At 53.7% G+C, this 19,014-nt stretch carries 17 protein-coding genes, 1 rRNA gene and 1 pseudogene; 8 read left to right on the top strand and 11 right to left on the bottom strand.

What is annotated here, in order from left to right; all coding sequences use genetic code 11:
- Window positions 1-120: 120 nt before the first annotated feature.
- From ACOTX5_RS24055 to rpoE, 5 genes and pseudogenes are all read right to left on the bottom strand, one after another.
- Window positions 121-1,029 (bottom strand): annotated as a pseudogene (locus ACOTX5_RS24055) (tyrosine-type recombinase/integrase); the annotation flags it as partial.
- A 431-nt stretch (window positions 1,030-1,460) separates the two neighbouring features.
- A complete protein-coding gene (gene rseC, locus ACOTX5_RS24060; RefSeq protein WP_015572140.1) occupies window positions 1,461-1,937 on the bottom strand; it encodes a SoxR-reducing system protein RseC in 477 nt (158 codons plus the stop codon).
- Window positions 1,934-2,887: a sigma-E factor regulatory protein RseB gene (rseB, locus tag ACOTX5_RS24065; protein WP_003860717.1), complete on the bottom strand. Its 954-nt coding sequence runs from the start codon at window positions 2,885-2,887 to the stop codon at window positions 1,934-1,936. The genes rseC and rseB overlap by 4 nt, the downstream gene beginning before the upstream one ends.
- Window positions 2,887-3,537, bottom strand: a complete 651-nt coding sequence (rseA, locus tag ACOTX5_RS24070; RefSeq protein ID WP_015572138.1) for an anti-sigma-E factor RseA — start codon at window positions 3,535-3,537, stop codon at window positions 2,887-2,889. The genes rseB and rseA overlap by 1 nt, the downstream gene beginning before the upstream one ends.
- Window positions 3,538-3,568: 31 nt before the next feature.
- Window positions 3,569-4,144, bottom strand: a complete 576-nt coding sequence (gene rpoE, locus ACOTX5_RS24075; protein WP_006176728.1) for an RNA polymerase sigma factor RpoE — start codon at window positions 4,142-4,144, stop codon at window positions 3,569-3,571.
- A gap of 425 nt (window positions 4,145-4,569) precedes the next feature.
- Between rpoE and nadB the strand changes: the two genes are divergently transcribed.
- A complete protein-coding gene (gene nadB, locus ACOTX5_RS24080) occupies window positions 4,570-6,189 on the top strand; it encodes an L-aspartate oxidase (protein ID WP_017692868.1) in 1,620 nt (539 codons plus the stop codon).
- On the opposite strand, the gene trmN is transcribed toward nadB, so the two are convergent.
- A complete protein-coding gene (trmN, locus tag ACOTX5_RS24085) occupies window positions 6,174-6,911 on the bottom strand; it encodes a tRNA(1)(Val) (adenine(37)-N(6))-methyltransferase TrmN (protein WP_017383553.1) in 738 nt (245 codons plus the stop codon). The two genes, nadB and trmN, sit on opposite strands and share 16 nt — an antisense overlap.
- 132 nt (window positions 6,912-7,043) lie before the next feature.
- Between trmN and srmB the strand changes: the two genes are divergently transcribed.
- A complete protein-coding gene (gene srmB, locus ACOTX5_RS24090) occupies window positions 7,044-8,372 on the top strand; it encodes an ATP-dependent RNA helicase SrmB (RefSeq protein ID WP_045911879.1) in 1,329 nt (442 codons plus the stop codon).
- A gap of 52 nt (window positions 8,373-8,424) precedes the next feature.
- On the opposite strand, the gene grcA is transcribed toward srmB, so the two are convergent.
- The gene (gene grcA / locus ACOTX5_RS24095; RefSeq protein WP_003860727.1) at window positions 8,425-8,808 is read right to left on the bottom strand and encodes an autonomous glycyl radical cofactor GrcA; all 384 of its coding nucleotides are present in this window, start codon (window positions 8,806-8,808) and stop codon (window positions 8,425-8,427) included.
- Window positions 8,809-9,123: 315 nt separating this feature from the next.
- Here grcA and ung point away from each other — a divergent pair, with 315 nt between their 5' ends.
- Window positions 9,124-9,813, top strand: coding sequence for a uracil-DNA glycosylase (gene ung / locus ACOTX5_RS24100; RefSeq protein ID WP_003860729.1), 690 nt, complete (start codon window positions 9,124-9,126; stop codon window positions 9,811-9,813).
- 39 nt (window positions 9,814-9,852) lie between these two features.
- On the opposite strand, the gene ACOTX5_RS24105 is transcribed toward ung, so the two are convergent.
- Complete coding sequence (locus ACOTX5_RS24105) at window positions 9,853-10,938, bottom strand: tRNA/rRNA methyltransferase (protein WP_017383555.1); 1,086 nt, start codon at window positions 10,936-10,938, stop codon at window positions 9,853-9,855.
- A gap of 204 nt (window positions 10,939-11,142) precedes the next feature.
- Here ACOTX5_RS24105 and trxC point away from each other — a divergent pair, with 204 nt between their 5' ends.
- The 5 genes from trxC to ACOTX5_RS24130 all read left to right on the top strand — a co-directional run bounded on the left by trxC (window position 11,143) and on the right by ACOTX5_RS24130 (window position 16,864).
- Complete coding sequence (trxC, locus tag ACOTX5_RS24110) at window positions 11,143-11,562, top strand: thioredoxin TrxC (protein ID WP_003860733.1); 420 nt, start codon at window positions 11,143-11,145, stop codon at window positions 11,560-11,562.
- A 70-nt stretch (window positions 11,563-11,632) separates the two neighbouring features.
- Window positions 11,633-12,331 (top strand): tRNA-uridine aminocarboxypropyltransferase, encoded by a 699-nt coding sequence (gene tapT, locus ACOTX5_RS24115; RefSeq protein WP_017692866.1) that lies wholly within the window; start codon window positions 11,633-11,635, stop codon window positions 12,329-12,331.
- 35 nt (window positions 12,332-12,366) lie between these two features.
- Window positions 12,367-15,030, top strand: coding sequence for a bifunctional acetate--CoA ligase family protein/GNAT family N-acetyltransferase (locus tag ACOTX5_RS24120; RefSeq protein WP_017692865.1), 2,664 nt, complete (start codon window positions 12,367-12,369; stop codon window positions 15,028-15,030).
- A gap of 109 nt (window positions 15,031-15,139) precedes the next feature.
- The gene (gene pssA, locus ACOTX5_RS24125) at window positions 15,140-16,495 is read left to right on the top strand and encodes a CDP-diacylglycerol--serine O-phosphatidyltransferase (protein WP_026094276.1); all 1,356 of its coding nucleotides are present in this window, start codon (window positions 15,140-15,142) and stop codon (window positions 16,493-16,495) included.
- Window positions 16,496-16,540: 45 nt separating this feature from the next.
- Entirely contained in the window at window positions 16,541-16,864 is a 324-nt protein-coding gene (locus tag ACOTX5_RS24130) for a YfiM family lipoprotein (RefSeq protein WP_003860739.1), read from the top strand.
- Here ACOTX5_RS24130 and ACOTX5_RS24135 read toward each other — a convergent pair.
- The 3 genes from ACOTX5_RS24135 to rrf form a co-directional block, all read right to left on the bottom strand.
- Complete coding sequence (locus ACOTX5_RS24135; protein WP_017383558.1) at window positions 16,861-18,168, bottom strand: MFS family transporter; 1,308 nt, start codon at window positions 18,166-18,168, stop codon at window positions 16,861-16,863. The genes ACOTX5_RS24130 and ACOTX5_RS24135 overlap by 4 nt on opposite strands.
- A 151-nt stretch (window positions 18,169-18,319) precedes the next feature.
- Window positions 18,320-18,772: a DUF4385 domain-containing protein gene (locus ACOTX5_RS24140; RefSeq protein ID WP_045911880.1), complete on the bottom strand. Its 453-nt coding sequence runs from the start codon at window positions 18,770-18,772 to the stop codon at window positions 18,320-18,322.
- Between the two features lie 128 nt (window positions 18,773-18,900).
- Window positions 18,901-19,014, bottom strand: a 5S ribosomal RNA gene (rrf, locus tag ACOTX5_RS24145); the annotation flags it as partial.

The following is a 19,014-nucleotide window of genomic DNA, read 5'->3' on the forward strand; positions in this document are numbered from 1 at the left end:
AACTTTTGCACGAAACGGCACATCTTCCAAAAGAGGGTTGTCAACCAAGTTTTGCACAAAACGGACTTTGATCCATTTCTAACTAAAATCTACAATCCAACCTCAGATTGCAAATAGCCCATATTTTGAAAAAACAAAGCGTCCTGGCGCCAGCTCAATGGCCCGTTTTATCAGCGGGAGCATTTCCGGGATGATAGGTCGAATTATCGGTTTCTTTGTCTTCCGCCCTGTCTTGTGGTTTTCCCATGGAACAGTCCAGATCCCTTCTTCAAAATCAAAGTGTGCGACTTCAGCCTGCCGGAGTTCGCCAACCCTGCACGCCCATATCAGAGACAATTTATAGAGGATCTTGTTTCGCTCAATGAGGCGGGAATCCTCAATGGCTCGCCAGACAATCGCCAGTTCTTTACGGTCCAGGGTTCGCTCACCCATTTGTTTCTGGATGCCGAAATCACGCCCAGACATTTCTGACAGCGGGTTAACTTCCAGCAGTTGCCGTTTCACTGCCCAGGAATAACACTGTCGGCCGTTGCTGATCACGCGCCGGGTGATCTCGCTGTAACCCTGGGCCAATCTGTCCAGGACAGTGAGCCAGTTGTGTAGCGTGAGCTGATGCGCAGGGTATTTCCCGAGCTTGGGGAAAACGTGCAGTTCAAACGAGCGGAGGACCTGCCCGGCTGATTCTTTCTGAATGCAGACCATTGAGTGCCATTCACGGAACAGCTCTTCGAAGGTGTACTGGCTGTTAATCTTGGCTTTATCGAGGCTTTGCCTGATCCGAGGGTTTTCGCCACGGGCAAGAATAGCTGCCCACTTTGCGACTTCATCGCGCGCGGCTTTTAATCCGAACTCCGGATAGCTGCCGATCGTCATCTTGTCCTGTTTGCCCAGGAAGCGGAATCGGTAGAAAAAAGTAACGGCCCCCTTTTTGGAGATGCGTACCCACAGACCATCACGGTCTGCCTTTTCTTCAACTTTGTCTCGTTCGCGCCCAAGGCACGACTTTAGATAACTATCTGAAATAGCCATGATTTGTCCCTGCGTGTGTCCATCAGAACGGGAGGTTATGTGTCCATCATAGAATATGGACGCACTGGTGGACACAAAAACCATGACTTATGATGTCGTAGGTTGACTGTACATGCAAACAGTATAATTTTTGGAAAGGCTGATTTGATGGGGATCTTGAGGCGTTTTTGTCGGAGGTTTGCGGAGGCTGGCGGGGTATCAATTATCGATGTGAGCAATGATCGAAAAGTTACGTATGTTCTTCATATAGTTAAATAATTATGCCTTACGAATTCCTGGAGGCCGCTGTTCTTAGCCTGACGTTTTTCAGTGCGAAAACGCAGCATTCTACACTACATCCTTGTCAGCTGGAAATGCACTTAGAGCCAGGTATAGCGCGAAGAGACGGCGTTTTCTTTATTGCGATGTAAATAATAATAAAGCCCGGCAGATTACCGGGCCTCAGAAGAGAGCGTCTCAACACGAAGTTGGTCGGGTGCCAGTGCAACGCTGAGGATAACGGGCTGCCACGCTTCCCGGGCGGCAAGCCTTGGGGAAACGCCTTTAGCAAGCCAGAACCCGCCCACCCCGCCCAACGCGGCACCGCACAAGGCGGCCAAATCTGTGCCGAACAGCATCTGGAAAACCCCGCCCATCACGAACAGACCTGCCAGCGGAGAAAGGTAAACCAGCATGGCGGAAGTGAGCAGGCTACCTTCAGCGATGCCCAGCTCCACTTTTTGCCCTGCCACCAGCGGCTGATCGCTCGGCACAGCAATAGTGTGCGACGTTTGCGGCCCCAGCTTATTCAACACGCGGCTGCCGCAACCGGCTCGCGAAGCGCAGCTGCTGCATGATGCTTTAACGTCACAGCTGACAAGCGCTACGCCATCCTGCCAGGATACGACCGTGGCCCACTCTTTAATCATTGCGCAGCCCTGAATTTAATGCTGTCTGAAATACGTTTTGCCGTTGGCGGCGGTAATTCACCGACAATTGTAATTTCCGCATTATCGCGCACCGTCGTGCTGACCGTCCGGCGACCGGTACGGAGCATCTGTTCGGAACTGTTCGCCGTAGCGCGATTGATATTCACCGAGAAGCTAAACAGCCCATCGGAATAGAGTCGCGACTCAACTGGTGTTTCGATGGTTGGGAGCTGGCGACGGCTGCTGGAAACTTCGCTGAACCCTTGCGGGATCCAGGATGGTACCCAGTTAAAATTGACAGAATCGCCGGCAGGCACGGAAAGCAAAGGCGGCAGGCTGGCTTTGGCCAGATTCTGCATGCTGTTGCCAACCTGACTGTTCACATCGAAGGAGATCACGCGGAACTGCTCCAGCGTCTCACCGTCGCGATCGAGCAGATCAACGCGCATCGGCAGCTTCGTCTCTGCGTCAATCCAGACGATATAGCTGTAACGTGTCCCATCCCGCGCAACAACGCGGATCACTTCGCACAGCCTGTCGGCAATACGCGTTCGTCCCACCGAGATAAAATCATAGTAGGGGGCGAGACGTTTAAAATCGGTGTAAATGAGCGACGGCAGGGAGTCAACGATGTAGTCACCATTGAGCGTAAACGGCTCAAGGCCAGGCTCGAAATAGCTGATTTCGTTCCCACGCTGGACCACTTCCCGACGCGGGCCATCCATCTGTAAAAGCTGGGCGAGCGGCTGGTTATCAAGGCGGGCGTGGCGATAGCGTAACGATTCGACACCCTGCTTATTGATGCTGATAAATGCCAACTCGTAATTGAGTGACTGGCTGGCCAGATTCATTTGCTGCAACAACGCCCCGGATGAAACATCAGCCGAGGCGTTAGCAGAGAAGAACAGGCTACCCGCCATCAAAGACATGGCGAACCAAAGTTGCTTCATTACTGCGATTGCGTTCCTAAAGTTTGGTTTCCTGGCACCTGCACAGCAGCCTGCTGGGTTTGGGCCTGCTCAAACTGAAGCTGCTCGGAGTGCAGACGGCGCTGCAACTCGTAATCCTGCAACATCGCATTAATGCGACGGCGCTGCTCCTGTACCTGCTGTTGTTGTCCGCCGCTTGCGGAGGCATCTGCCGGTACGCCCAGGCTAACCGGGCTGGCTTTACCCATCATCGGCAGCGTATTGAACACTGGCGCTTCAGGCTGCTGATTGGCTTCAGACTGAGTATTATAGTGCTGGACCCCAACGATAACTGCAAGCGATACGCACGCAGCGACCCCCATTTGGGTGAGCTGGCTGGCCCATGGACGCACCTTGTGCCAGAACGGCATTTTCTGCCATTGGTGAGGTGCAGGCTGCGCTTCAGGAATCAGCGGCGTGGTCTGATGAACAGGTTCGTTCTCAATGGCCGCCATAACGCGTGCTGAGATATCGAAATGGAGAACCTCGCTGGTATCACCGCGCAGAGAGTCGCGGATAAGATGATAGCTCTCCCAGGTCTGTTGCATTTCGGGAGAATGAGACAACTCATCGAGCAGCTCATTATCCAGCGTTTCACCATCCATTAAAGCGGAAAGTTTTTCTTTCTGCATGCCTAATACCTTTTCCAGTATCCCGCTATCGTCAACGCCTGATAAGCGGTTGAACTTTATTATCAATGGCTTCTCGCGCACGGAAAATTCGTGAACGAACCGTGCCGACCGGACAATCCATGATGGCGGCTATCTCTTCATAGCTTAGGCCATCCAGCTCCCGTAACGTAATTGCCATGCGTAAATCTTCCGGGAGCGACTCGATCGTGCGAAAAACGATTTGTCTCAGTTCTTCTGACAACATTAAGTTCTCAGGGTTCGAAATTTCTTTCAGCGCGCCACCACTTTCGAAGTTTTCTGCGTCGATAGCGTCAACGTCACTAGAAGGCGGACGACGGCCCTGAGCAACCAAATAATTCTTAGCCGTATTGACTGCAATACGATACAGCCAGGTATAAAAAGCACTATCCCCCCGGAATGAATCCAGCGCGCGATAGGCCTTAATAAAAGACTCTTGCACCACATCAGGAACATCGCCTGACGGTACATAGCGGGAAACCAGACTCGCTACCTTATGCTGGTAGCGCACCACCAGTAGGTTAAAAGCTTTCTGATCTCCCTTCTGGACCCGTTCAACCAGGACCTGGTCCGTTAACTGCTCGCTCATCCGAGGTAATGTCTCCCCAAACCAAATTCCACGCGTTATCGAAACGCCACTCTAACAACATTGCACTTTGAGCAAGCACCGAATTAGAGTGTCTGTTCTTCAATAAGTTCCGTAACGCCTTTGTTTTTGTTCATCGCGCCGCAGACCGTTCATTTTCTCTCATTATAAGTCTGTTCACGATACGCACCCGCTTTCTGACAAGAATCATCAACTTTATCGTCAGAAGAGTAACGCAACACAGGCTTTATTTCACCACAAAATCTGAAGCTAACGATCTGCTTCGCAAAATATTTCCGGCCATTTAGCGCAGATTTAACTTCTGGCCTTCCGTTTAGTCATTGCAACACACAACAAAAAAAACGTGCGATATCTCGCATCACAATGCTATTCTCCCCACACCATGTTTAGTAAATTAAACAAACATCATGAACACGACGCCTGAACTTCATTGTGATGTACTGATCATCGGCAGCGGTGCTGCCGGCCTATCCCTCGCACTGCGCCTGGCGGAACATCAGAACGTAATCGTGCTGAGTAAAGGGCCGATGAGCGAAGGTTCCACCTTCTATGCACAAGGCGGTATTGCCGCCGTGTTTGATGAAACGGATAGTATAGCCTCGCACGTAGAAGACACCCTGATTGCCGGCGCCGGGATCGTGGATGAGCATGCGGCAGAGTTTGTCGCCAGCAATGCCCGCCACTGCGTGCAATGGCTTATCGATCAGGGCGTGCTGTTTGATACGCATGTTCAGCCTAATGGTGAAGAGAGCTATCACCTGACCCGTGAAGGCGGGCACAGCCACCGCCGTATTCTGCACGCTGCTGATGCAACCGGAAAAGCGGTTGAAACCACGCTGGTCAGCAAAGCCCTCAGCCATCCTAATATTCGGGTGCTGGAGCGCAGCAACGCCGTCGACCTGATTATTTCCGATAAGATTGGCCTGCCCGGCACGCGCCGTGTTGTCGGCGCATGGGTGTGGAATCGGAATAAAGAGAAGGTGGAAACCTGCCAGGCAAAAGCCGTTGTGCTGGCGACTGGCGGCGCCTCCAAGGTTTACCAGTACACGACTAACCCGGATATCGCCTCCGGAGACGGTATCGCCATGGCCTGGCGCGCAGGCTGCCGCGTGGCGAATATGGAGTTTAATCAATTCCATCCTACCGCCCTGTTCCACCCGCAGGCACGTAACTTCCTGTTAACTGAAGCGTTGCGCGGCGAAGGCGCGTATCTGAAGCGTCCGGACGGTTCCCGGTTTATGCCGGACTTCGACCCCCGAGGTGAACTTGCCCCGCGGGATATCGTGGCCCGCGCCATTGACCACGAGATGAAGCGGCTTGGCGTCGACTGTATGTATCTGGACATTAGCCATAAACCGGAAGACTTTATTCGCCAGCACTTCCCGATGATTTATGAAAAGCTGCTGAGTCTGGGTATTGATTTAACCCGCGATCCGGTGCCGATTGTACCTGCCGCACACTATACCTGTGGCGGGGTGATGGTTGACGATCATGGTCGTACCGACGTGGATGGTTTGTATGCGATCGGCGAGGTCAGCTACACCGGCCTGCATGGTGCGAATCGCATGGCCTCAAACTCGCTGCTGGAGTGTCTGGTGTATGGGTGGTCGGCTGCGGAAGATATTACCAAACGCATGCCCTATGCACGTCCGACAACACACTTGCCGGCATGGGATGAAAGTCGGGTAGAAAACCCGGACGAACTGGTGGTTATCCAGCATAACTGGCACGAGCTGCGGCTTTTCATGTGGGATTATGTCGGGATTGTACGCACAACGAAGCGTCTGGAACGCGCGTTACGCCGCATCATGATGTTGCAGCAGGAAATTGATGAATATTACGCCAACTTCCGCGTTTCTAATAATCTGCTGGAGCTGCGCAACCTTGTGCAGGTTGCCGAGCTGATTGTGCGCTGTGCGATGATGCGCAAAGAGAGCCGTGGCCTGCATTATACGCTGGACTATCCCGAACCGCTTGAAATGTCCGGCCCGTCGGTGTTGACGCCGCAGGTTCACATAAACAGATAAAAGGCCTGGGTCAGGGCAGTGTAATCTTCGGAATAACGCTGGTCTGGCCCACGAATGACCAACCTGTCGATAAAGCATTCCCCCTCTTTCGGCGAGAGCGCCAGCAACACGCGGTGCGGTAAGCGTCCTTCCGTATCCGAAATATCGGTACGAAGACGCAGATTCCAGCCGATCCCCCGTGCGATCTCAATGAAGGTATTACCCGTGCTTTCAGGCAAGACCACGCAGAAAAATCCCTCTTCCGAGATGAGCTCCGCCGCACTGGTCAGTAGCGCCTTGTGATCGAGCGAGCCGGTGTAACGTGCCTGCTCGCGTTCTGGCGTTCCACATTCCACGCCTGGCGTGAAATACGGCGGATTGCTGACAATCAAATCGTAACGCGCGGTTTGCTCCGACGCCCAGGTCAGGACATCGGCGCATTCTACCCTGATGCGATCTGCCCACGGAGAGTCGGCAGCGTTTTCACTTGCCTGCCGGGACGCCTGAGGATCAAGCTCAACGGCGTCGATCGTGACGTGTTCTTCCGTTCGCTGCGCCAGCATCAGCGCCTGAAGTCCGCTGCCCGTACCAATATCCAGAATGCGTTTTACACCTGCGACAGGCGCCCATGCACCCAGTAAAATACCGTCTGTACCGACTTTCATCGCACAACGATCGTGCGCCACAAAAAACTGTTTAAACGTAAAACCATCGCGGCGCAACTGCGCTTTGAGTTGAGACATGTCAGGGCAACCTTCTGAGTGAAACTGGAGTAGCATAGGGGAAAGCGAAGTGGTCGAAAAGCGATATCCATACAAACAGATGAAGATTACAGCCGTAACGTCTATAATCAGCGCCCCACACAGAGGTAGAACATGACTGTAACGACTTTTTCCGAACTTGAACTCGATGAAAGCCTGCTCAATGCCCTTGAGAGCAAAGGCTTTACACGCCCGACCGCCATTCAGGCCGCGGCCATTCCGCCTGCGCTTGAGGGCCGCGATGTGCTCGGTTCTGCGCCAACCGGCACGGGGAAGACAGCAGCCTACTTGCTGCCTGTGTTGCAGCATTTGCTCGACTTTCCGCGTAAAAAATCAGGCCCGCCGCGCATTTTGATCCTGACCCCGACCCGTGAACTGGCGATGCAGGTTGCCGAACACGCGCGTGAGCTGGCGGCGAACACCCATCTGGATATCGCGACCATCACCGGTGGCGTAGCGTATATGAACCACGCCGAAGTGTTCAGCGAAAACCAGGATATCGTTGTCGCGACGACAGGCCGTCTGCTGCAATACATAAAAGAAGAGAACTTCGACTGCCGCGCGGTGGAAACGCTGATTCTCGATGAAGCTGACCGCATGCTGGACATGGGCTTTGCCCAGGATATCGAACACATCGCGGGTGAAACGCGCTGGCGTAATCAGACAATGCTGTTCTCGGCAACCCTTGAAGGGGATGCCATTAAAGATTTCGCCGAACGTCTGCTGGAAGATCCGGTGGAAGTGTCCGCTACGCCATCGACCCGTGAGCGTAAGAAGATCCACCAGTGGTACTACCGCGCAGATAACCTTGAGCATAAGGTTGAGTTGTTGAAACACCTGCTGAAGCAGGAAGAGGCAACCCGTACCATCGTCTTCGTACGCAAACGTGAGCGCGTGCATGAGCTGGCAGAAATGCTGCGCAACGTCGGCATTAACAACTGCTATCTCGAAGGTGAAATGGCGCAGGTTAAGCGAACCGAAGGGATTAAGCGCCTGACCGATGGCCGCGTGAATGTGCTGGTTGCCACCGATGTTGCCGCGCGTGGGATCGACATCCCGGACGTGAGCCACGTAATCAACTTTGATATGCCGCGCAGCGGTGATACTTACCTGCACCGTATTGGTCGTACCGGCCGTGCGGGCCGCAAAGGTATTGCTATCTCTCTGGTAGAAGCGCACGACCATCTGCTGCTACAGAAAATTGGCCGCTACGTTGAGGAGCCGCTGAAAGCTCGCGTGATTGACGGGCTTCGTCCGACCACACGTGCGCCGAGTGAAAAAATGACGGGTAAACCGTCCAAGAAAGCGCTCGCGAAACGTGCTGAGAGAAAAGAGAAAGAAAAAGAGAAGCCGCGCGTTAAACAGCGCCACCGCGATACCAAAAATATTGGTAAGCGCCGTAAGCCAAGTTCTGCTGCGCCAGAGACAAAAACTGAAGAGTAAAAAAAAAGCCGGGACATTCCCGGCTTTTTTATTCCACCCCCGAAGCTGAACTTTACAGGCTTTCAGTAAAGGTACGCGCGATAACGTCGCGCTGCTGTTCCGGGGTCAGAGAGTTGAAACGCACCGCATAGCCAGACACACGGATGGTCAGCTGCGGGTATTTTTCCGGGTGCTCAACGGCATCCATCAGCGTTTCGCGACGCAGGACGTTAACGTTCAGGTGCTGACCGCCTTCCACGCGTACTTCTGGTTGCACTTGCATTGGAATTTCACGGTATTCAATTTCGCCCAGTTTGCTCACCGGAACGATTTCGTCTTCCGCAAAACCTGCTTTCGCTACTACACAGCGCGCTTCGTTTTTCTCGCTGTCCAGCAGCCAGAAAGAGTTCAGCAGATCGTCATTTGCAGCTTTAGTAATCTGGATACCTGTAATCATGTGTTGCCTCCCTTAGGCTACATTAACTGATGCTGGCCTTTTGCGGCCAATTGGTAAAACCATTGTTTGTTGTGTGTATATATAACATTCAGACCCGGGTGATTTATTGATTAAAATCAACAAAACCACCAACCACACAAAGAGTGTGGTCTGTATTTTTTGTTTTAGATCAATTTTAAAGGTTTACCAATTCGACTTATCCTGCCTGGTTTTCAACATAAATTGAGTCACTTAGCCTGGTTTTCCGCGGGTAATTTTGCTCATTGGGGTTTAACAGGTAAGCTAGACACAGAATGAGATTCGCAGGAGAGCGAGATGACAACACCTTTAACCTGGCATGACGTGCTGGCAGAAGAGAAGCAGCAGCCCTATTTTATTAACACCCTCAGTACCGTTGCGGCTGAACGGCAGGCCGGCCAGACAATTTATCCGCCGCAGAAAGATGTGTTTAACGCCTTCCGCTACACCGAACTGAGCGATGTAAAGGTGGTTATCCTGGGGCAGGATCCATACCACGGCCCCGGGCAGGCTCACGGACTGGCATTTTCCGTGCGTCCGGGCGTAGCCATCCCCCCTTCTCTGCTGAATATGTATAAAGAGCTGGAAGGAACGATTCCGGGTTTTACCCGCCCTAATCACGGTTATCTGGAAAGCTGGGCGCGCCAGGGCGTGCTGTTGCTGAATACCGTATTAACCGTCCGGGCGGGTCAGGCACACTCCCACGCCAGTCTGGGATGGGAAACCTTTACCGATAAGGTTATCAGCCTGATCAATGAGCATCGTGAAGGCGTCGTGTTTTTACTCTGGGGATCGCACGCACAAAAGAAAGGGGCGATTATCGATCGTCAGCGTCATCACGTGCTGAAGGCACCGCACCCGTCGCCGCTGTCTGCGCATCGCGGTTTCTTTGGCAGTAATCATTTTGTTCTGACGAATGAGTGGCTGGAAAAGCGCGGCGAAAAGCCGATTGACTGGATGCCTGTGTTACCGGCAGAGAGCGAGTAGGGTTTGAATGTGCCGGGTCAGGCCCGGCACATAAAAGGCTTATGCCTTGTTCTGACGCCACCATTCCGCCAGCAGCACGCCGGTCGCAACGGATACGTTCAGGCTTTCAACGTTGCCAGTGCCGTCGATAGAGACGCTCAGGTCAGCGCTGGAGAGTGCCGCATCAGACAGACCATCACGCTCCTGACCTAACACCAGCACCATTTTGCGCGGCAGCGTCGCTTTAAACAGCGGCGTAGCGGCACGGCTTGAGGTGGTGACAATGGTGTAGCCCGCTTTACGGAATTGCTCCAGGGCTTCCAGCACGCTGTCGCCGGTGATCGGCTGAACGTGCTCTGCACCGCCTTCCGCGGTACGAATCGCCGCACCGGATTCCAGCAGCGCGGCATCCTGCAACAGAACGCCTTTCACGCCAAAGTGCGCGCAGCTACGCATCATAGCGCCCAGGTTATGCGGGTTACCCACATCTTCCAGCGCCAGCACGCAGTCATCGGCATCCGCCTGGCTAACCCACTGCTGCACGGTAGTGCCGTTACGTTTTTTGATCAGGAAGCAGACGCCGCCGTGGTGTTCTGTACCGGACGCTTTTGTCAGCTCGGCATCGTCAACCACGTGGTAGGCTTTGCGGTTCGCCGCCATCCAGCGCAGCGCTTCTTTGAAGCGCGGGGTCACGCTCTGAATAAACCATGCACGAACGATACACTCCGGGCGGCTCTGGAACAGGGCCTGACAGGCGTTCTCACCGTAGACACGGGTCTCTTCCGCACGCTGACGACGCAACACTTCCGGATCGATAAAGCTTTTTCCGCTGATACCGCCGTGATCGGCTTTTTCGGTCGCCTCTTCACCGGGCGCGCGAGAAACGGTACGCCATGGCGATCCACCGTCACGGACAACATCATCGCGTTTGCGATCGTCACGCTTACGGTCATCACGTTTGCGGTCATCGCCGCGGTTATTTCTGTCATCGCGGGCGGGGCGACGGCCACCGTCTGCACGAGAAGACGCCGGACGCCCGCCACCTTTTCCGGTACGCGGATTTTGGGTGCGTTTATCAGAGTCATCATCACTGCGGACATACATCACTTTGACCTTGCCGCTTTTGTTTTTCATTTCGTCGTTCATGCTTTTCTCCACCAGCGCTGCGCGAAGCGCGCAGATTACCCGATGTGCAAGCTCATAGCCATAATTTCGTACAAAAGCCTGTGACTATTGTTCCCATTGAATAAAACGCATTGTCGTTTCATACAAGCTCACTGATAATATGTAACATATCAGAAACATTATCGGCGTTCTGCCGTTGTTCCACGGCTCTATCAGAGGTTAGTTATGAATACCGTATGTGCCAACTGTCAGGCTTTAAACCGCATTCCGGACGATCGGATGGATGACGGTGCGAAATGCGGGCGTTGTGGCCACGAATTATTTGATGGCGATGTCATTAACGCGACGGGTGCTACGCTGGACAAACTCCTCAAGGACGATCTGCCTGTTGTGGTCGATTTCTGGGCGCCGTGGTGCGGCCCCTGCCGTAACTTTGCGCCCATCTTCGAAGACGTGGCTGAAGAGCGCAGCGGGAAAATGCGTTTTGTCAAAGTGAATACCGAAGCGGAACGTGAACTCAGCGCCCGTTTTCGCATTCGCAGCATTCCAACCATTATGATTTTCAAAAATGGTGAAGTGATCGACATGCTCAATGGCGCAGTACCGAAAGCGCCTTTCGACAGCTGGTTAAACGAATCCCTGTAACATTCGCGGGGCATATCTTGTGCCCCGTTCTCTCCTCTGCGAAAATGGGGTTTTTCCTGCCTTTTCGCCCATGACTGATAACGCTGTACTCCAATTACGCGCCGAGCGCCTTGCGCGCGCCACCCGCCCTTTTCTGGCCCGAGGCAATCGTATTCGCCGCTGCCAGCGCTGCCTTTTACCGCTGAAAGTGTGTCTGTGCGAAACGCTTGTACCGAGCGAGGCGAAAAGCCGCTTTTGTCTGGTCATGTTCGATACCGAACCGATGAAGCCCAGCAACACGGGGCGTTTGATCGCCGATATTCTGCCTAACACCGCAGCGTTTCAGTGGTCGCGCACTGAGCCACCTAAGGCTCTGCTCGACCTGGTGGCAAGCCCGGACTATCAGCCTATGGTCGTTTTCCCGGCATCATATGCAGGCGAACAACGTCAGGTGCTTACGGCGCCACCATCTGGTAAGCCGCCGCTGTTTATTATGCTCGACGGCACCTGGACCGAAGCGAGAAAGATGTTTCGCAAAAGCCCTTATCTTGATGCGCTGCCGGTGATTTCCGTCGATCTGTCGCGCGTCTCGGCCTATCGCTTACGTGAAGCGCATGCCGACGGTCAATATTGCACCGCTGAAGTCGCTATTGCGCTACTGGATCTGGCGGGCGATACCCAGGCGGCCGGCGCGCTGGGCTCCCACTTCTCCTGCTTCCGCGAACGTTATCTTGCGGGAAAAACCGTTCATAAGGGTAGCGTCACAGCAACTGAGGCAGAAAGCGTTTAAAATCATCAGGTCGCTTGCATTCACAGGAGGCCTGCATGAGCCAGAGAGGGTTAGAAGCGCTACTCCGTCCGAAATCCATTGCTGTTATTGGCGCCTCGATGAAACCGGACCGCGCAGGGTATCTGATGATGCGTAACCTGCTGGCTGGCGGGTTTAACGGCCCGGTCATGCCCGTTACGCCCGCTTATAAGGCGGTACAGGGGGTGCTGGCGTGGCCGGATGTGCAGAGCCTGCCTTTCGTTCCCGACCTCGCCGTGCTCTGTACGCATGCGAAACGAAACCTCGAACTGCTTGAGTCGCTCGGTCAGAAAGGCTGTAAAACCTGCATTATTCTTTCCTCGCCTCCTGAACAGCAGCCCGAACTGCTGGCCTGCGCCAGCCGCTACCAGATGCGCATTCTTGGTCCAAACAGCCTCGGCCTGCTTGCGCCCTGGCAAGGGCTAAATGCCAGTTTTTCCCCGGTTCCGATCCGTAAAGGCAAACTGGCCTTTATTTCGCAGTCGGCTGCGGTATCCAATACCATCCTCGACTGGGCGCAGCAGCGTGAGATGGGATTTTCCTATTTCATCGCTTTGGGTGACAGCCTGGACATTGACGTCGATGAGCTGCTGGATTTCCTGGCGCGTGACAGCAAAACCAGCGCTATCCTGCTCTATCTTGAACACCTGAGTGACGCCCGTCGTTTTGTGTCGGCGTCGCGTAGCGCATCGCGAAATAAACCGATACTGGTCATCAAAAGTGGGCGCAGCCCCGCGGCTCAGCGCCTGCTACATTCCCGTTCCGGGATGGATCCCGCATGGGATGCAGCGATCCAGCGCGCTGGTTTACTGCGGGTACAGGATACGCACGAGCTTTTTTCCGCCGTCGAAACGTTAAGCCACATGCGCCCCCTGCGCGGTGAAAAACTGATGATTGTCAGCAACGGTGCCGCTCCCGCCGCCCTGGCGCTGGACGAACTCTGGCTACGCAACGGCAAGCTGGCTACGCTGGGTGAAGAGACGCTCCAGCGCCTGCGGGACGCGTTACCGGGAAGCGTTGTTCCCGATAATCCCCTCGATTTGCGCGATGATGCCAGCAGCGATCGTTACATTAAGGCGATCACGATTTTGCTCGATAGCCAGGACTTTGATGCGCTGATGATTATCCATTCGCCCAGCGCGGTTGCGCCAGGCAGCGAAAGTGCGCGAGCGCTGATTGAGGCAGTCCGAAACCATCCCCGCGGCAAATACGTTACCCTGCTGACCAACTGGTGCGGCGAGTTCTCCTCCCAGGAGGCACGGCGTCTGTTTAGTGAAGCCGGGTTGCCAACCTACCGTACCCCGGAGGGCACCATTACCGCGTTTATGCATATGGTTGAATACCGCCGCAACCAGAAGCAGCTGCGTGAAACGCCTGCCCTGCCGGGCAATCTCACCGCAAATTCAGTGGATGTGCACAGGCTTTTGCAGCAGGCCATCGAAGAGGGCGCCACTTCTCTTGATACACATGAGGTGCAACCCATTCTTGGCAGCTATGGGATGCAAACCCTGCCCACCTGGATTGCCGGCGACAGCGCTGAGGCGGTACATATCGCTGAGCAGATTGGTTATCCGGTCGCGCTGAAGCTGCGCTCTCCCGATATTCCACACAAATCGGATGTGCAGGGCGTCATGCTGTATCTGCGCACCGCGACAGAAGTACAACAGGCCGCGGATGCCATTATCGATCGCGTAAAAATGACGTGGCCACAGGCCCGGATCCACGGCCTGCTGGTGCAGAGCATGGCCAACCGTGCAGGTGCGCAGGAGCTACGCGTGGTTGTCGAACACGATCCGGTTTTTGGTCCGCTCATTATGCTGGGTGAAGGCGGCGTTGAGTGGCGGCCAGAAGAACAGGCGGTTGTCGCGCTTCCTCCTCTAAACATGAACCTGGCGCGTTATTTGATTATTCAGGCCATCAAAAGCAAAAAAATCCGCGGGAGAAGCGCTCTGCGGCCGCTTGATATCGCCGGGTTAAGCCAGTTTCTGGTGAAGGTCTCCAACCTCATTGTTGACTGTGCGGAGATCCAGCGCCTGGATATCCACCCCCTTCTTGCCTCCGGAAATGAATTTACCGCGCTGGACGTGACGCTGGATATTGCGCCCTTTATCGGTGATCGGGAAAGCCGTCTCGCCATTCGTCCTTATCCTCTTCATCTGGAAGAGTGGGTGGAGATGAAAAATGGGGAACGGGCGCTGTTTCGCCCTATCCTGCCGGAAGACGAGCCGCTGCTGCGGGCGTTCATCTCGCAGGTGACGAAGGAAGATTTGTACTATCGCTATTTCAGCGAAATCAATGAATTTACCCACGACGATTTAGCCAATATGACCCAGATCGACTACGATCGAGAAATGGCGATTGTGGCGGTCCGCCGTTCCGGAGCGGGAGAGGAGATCCTCGGCGTGACGCGTGCCATTTCCGACCCGGATAATGTGGATGCGGAGTTTGCCGTACTGGTGCGTTCCGATCTTAAGGGTTTGGGGTTGGGCAGACGGCTGCTCGAAAAACTCATTGGTTATACGCGCGATCACGGATTGTCACGCCTGAATGGCATTACTATGCCAAACAATCGGGGTATGGTGACCCTGGCGCGGAAGCTCGGTTTTGACGTTGATATCCAGCTGGATGAAGGCATTGTCTCTCTGTCCCTCAGCCTGATTTCGACGGATAAACAAGAGTAAGCTGCTGGAAATGTTACCCACTTTTCGCGGCACTGGGGTATCATTGTCCGCTTATGTTGTTTGCCTGGTACAGACAACCCTTCAATGAACAGAGAAGAAACGCACTGTGATGTTGTCAAAATTTAAGCGTAATAAACATCAACAACACCTTGCTCAACTACCGAAGATTTCTCAGTCAGTTGATGATGTAGAGTTCTTTTATGCTCCCGCTCATTTCCGGGAGACGCTTCTTGAAAAGATTGCCAGCGCTACGCGACGTATTTGTATTGTGGCGCTCTATCTTGAACAAGATGAAGGTGGGCGTGCGATCCTGAACGCGCTCTATGAAGCGAAACGTCAGCGTCCGGAACTGGATGTTCGCGTGCTGGTTGACTGGCACCGCGCTCAGCGCGGCCGTATTGGTGCGGCTGCCTCGAATACCAATGCTGACTGGTATTGCCGCACGGCCCAGGAAAATCCGGGTATTGATATCCCGGTGTATGGCGTACCGGTGAATACCCGTGAAGCGCTTGGCGTTCTTCATTTTAAAGGATTTATCATTGATGACAGCGTCCTTTATAGCGGTGCCAGCCTGAATGATGTGTATCTCCATCAGCTCGATAAATACCGTTACGATCGCTACCATCTGATCCGCAATCCGCAGATGGCCGACATCATGTTCAACTGGGTTGATAAAAACCTGGTTCATGGCCGGGGTGTGCACCGTCTTGACGATCCTCATCGTCCGAAAAGCCCGGAAATCAAAAACGACGTTCGCTCCTTCCGCCAGGAACTGCGCGATGCGGTTTATCGTTTTCAGGGGGATGCCAGTAATGAAGAACTGTCCGTTACGCCTCTGGTAGGCCTGGGAAAATCCAGCCTGCTGAACAAGACCATCTTCCATTTGATGCCGTGCGCGGAGCATAAGCTCACCATCTGCACCCCGTACTTCAACCTTCCCGCCGTTCTGGTGCGTAATATCATTCAGCTGCTGCGTGATGGTAAAAAGGTGGAAATTATTGTCGGGGATAAAACGGCAAATGACTTTTTCATTCCGGAAGATCAACCTTTCAAGATCATCGGCGCACTGCCTTATCTCTATGAGATTAACCTGCGCCGCTTCCTGAGCCGTTTACAGTACTATGTGAACACGGACCAGCTGGTTGTGCGTCTCTGGAAAGATGAAGACAACAGCTATCACCTCAAAGGAATGTGGGTGGATGATGAGTGGATGCTGCTGACCGGTAATAATCTCAACCCACGCGCCTGGCGTCTGGATCTGGAAAACGCCATCCTTATTCACGATCCTCAGCATGCGTTAGCCGCGAAACGCGATCGTGAGCTGGAGCTTATACGCACGCATACTACAGTGGTTCGTCATTATCGCGATCTGCAAAGCATCGCTGATTATCCGGTGAAAGTTCGCAAGCTGATTCGCCGTCTACGTCGGATCCGTATCGACCGCCTCATCAGCCGCATTCTGTAATACACGAGCCCTGTCATCGACGGGGCTTTTTTATGGAGTCTGTTAATGCGTACGCCTTTCCTGATAATCCCTCTTTTCCTGACCGGTTGCAGCCATATGGCTAATGATAACTGGTCGGGTCAGGATAAAGCTCAACACTTTCTGGCGTCTGCAATGTTGTCCGCTGCGGGTAATGAATATGCGCTGCACCAGGGTTATAGCCGGGATCGAAGTGCCACAATGGGGCTGATGTTCTCCATCAGCCTGGGGGCATCAAAAGAACTTTGGGATAGCCGCCCCTCGGGAAGCGGCTGGAGCTGGAAAGATTTTGCCTGGGACGTAGCCGGGGCAACAACCGGCTACGCCGTCTGGCAGATGGCGCATTATTAAAGGCGGATCCCTTTTCCTTTACGATGCAGCATCAGGGAGACAATAAACGCCAGCGCCCCCATGATGGTGACATACCAGAAAAAGGTCGATTCACTGCCCCATGACTTAAGGGATAGCGCGACATACTCTGCCGAACCGCCGAACAGGGCGTTAGCGACCGCATAAGAGAGGCCTACGCCCAGCGCCCTCACCTGTGCGGGAAACATTTCTGCTTTCAAAATGCCACTGATTGCCGTGTAAAAACTAATAATAATAAGTGCCACCATAATCAAAGCGAAAGCGGCATACGGAGAGGTTGTATGCTGTAGCGCCGTCAAAAGCGGAACAGTCCCCAGGGTGAGCATGCCACCAAAGATCAGCATGGAGGTGCGGCGACCTATTTTGTCCGACAGCGCGCCAACAATCGGCTGGATGAGCATAAAGACCAGTAACGCCACCGTCATGACGACACTCGCAACGTTAGCATGCATGCCCGTGGTGTTGACCAGATATTTTTGCATATAGGTGGTGAAGGTATAGAAGCTTAGCGAGCCTGCGGCGGTAAAGCCTAATACCATCAAAAACGCTTTGCGGTTTCGCCACAGCCCTTTCATCGAACCGGCTTCTTTCAGCGCCCTGACCTCCTGCTGGGAGGTTTCATCAAGCTGACGGCGTAACCACAGCGCCACAACCGCCAGGGCAGCCCCCAGGGCAAACGGGATGCGCCAGCCCCAGGCGCGTAAATCTTCATCGCTAAGGATTTGTTGAAGGATCACCACAACCAGTAACGCCAGCAGCTGACCGCCAATGAGGGTTACATACTGGAATGATGCATAGAAACCTTTGCGCCCTTCAACCGCTACTTCGCTCATGTATGTCGCGCTGGTGCCGTATTCGCCACCCACTGACAGCCCCTGGAACAGACGTGCCAGCAGCAGCAACGCCGGTGCCCATGTTCCGATTGTGTCATATCCGGGCAGGCAGGCAATCACCAGCGAGCCGACGCACATCATGCACACGGAGATGAGCATGGATGTCTTGCGCCCTTTCCTGTCCGCGATCCTGCCGAACAGCCATCCGCCAATGGGACGCATCAGGAACCCGGCGGCAAAAACGCCTGCGGTTTGCAGAAGCTGCGTAGTGGTGTTCCCTGACGGGAAAAAGATATGCGCAAAGTAGAGTGAACAGAATGAATAGACGTAAAAATCAAACCACTCTACAAGGTTCCCCGATGAAGCTCCAACGATTGCCCAAACCCGACGGCGAGTATCCTTGCCTGCTAAACTTGTGTTATCCGTATCTGCACTGGCTACGGTTTCTGTCATTTTAAAATCCCCTGTCTCACATTGCGGGCCATTGCCCACAAACAGTAAAACCGGATTTAAAACGAATCGTTAGGTAAATAAAATGTTTCCAATATGTTTCATTGGATTTTGTGAACTCGATCAGGTATCGAATTATTAGCGGACGTAGTAATTATCCCCACGCTTGCTGGTGCGCCTTTTTTCGCTGCAAATAATCTTCATCGGCACGAATTTTATCCCACCACGTTTTGAATACCGCAGCGGCCTCTGCTTTTACGGGATCGAGATCGAGGGGTTTGACCTGGCGCTTCTCATCATACTTTTTACCGCCTTTATGATTGGCGTATCGCCGGGCACGGGTGTAGCCCATCTGTATGAATTTACGCGCCATATCCATACCTACAAAATCGTTATTCCTGCGGTACTCTTCAAAGAGGGCGTAGATCTCTTCTGCCGAACGCGCTGCGACTTCAGCATTTTTATAACGCCAGTGTGGCAGGATTTCGCTTTTATAAGGCTCGACCATCAATACGCCCTGCTCACCCCGGCCCACCTGATACCGTTCGGGATGTTCGCGAAAATTAATATTGGCAAAATCTTGTTGATAATCAAAGGGACGAGTCAAAGCGGCACCATTGTTAAAATTGTTTTAACAATTGTAGGCCGGATAAGGGGAAGCCGCCATCCGGCATGTTTTCCACGTACAAAGCAAAAAACCCCGCACCTTACGGTACGGGGTTCTTCTTAATTGATGCCTGGCAGTTCCCTACTCTCACATGGGGAGACCCCACACTACCATCGGCGCTACGGCGTTTCACTTCTGAGTTCGGCATGGGGTCAGGTGGGACCACCGCGCTAAAGCCGCCA

The sequence above is a fragment of the Enterobacter cloacae complex sp. IR5441 genome (assembly GCF_049238215.1).
GTDB lineage: Bacteria > Pseudomonadota > Gammaproteobacteria > Enterobacterales > Enterobacteriaceae > Enterobacter > Enterobacter hormaechei_C.